Raw genomic sequence first — 273 nt, 5'->3', positions numbered from 1 at the left:
GGGAACCTGCGGTTGGATCACCTCCTTACCTTAAAGAACTGTTCTTTGCAGTGCTCACACAGATTGTCTGATGAAAAGTGAATAGCAAGGCGTTTACGCGTTGGGAGTGAGGCTGAAGAAATAAGGCCGTTCGCTTTCTATTAATGAAAGCTCACCCTACACGAAAATATCACGCAGCGCGTGATAAGCAATTTTCGTGTCCCCTTCGTCTAGAGGCCCAGGACACCGCCCTTTCACGGCGGTAACAGGGGTTCGAATCCCCTAGGGGACGCC

The 273-nt window shown here is 50.9% G+C and carries 1 tRNA gene; it reads left to right on the top strand.

Going from position 1 to position 273, the window contains the following annotated elements:
* The first annotated feature begins 198 nt into the window (after positions 1–198).
* A tRNA-Glu gene (locus NA389_RS21985) sits at positions 199–271 on the top strand.
* Positions 272–273 lie beyond the last annotated feature (2 nt).

Source organism: Salmonella sp. NW645, assembly GCF_051703725.1.
GTDB lineage: Bacteria > Pseudomonadota > Gammaproteobacteria > Enterobacterales > Enterobacteriaceae > Salmonella > Salmonella enterica.
The sequence above is the reverse complement of the archived record's forward strand: the minus strand, read 5'-3'. Positions and strand labels throughout refer to the sequence as shown.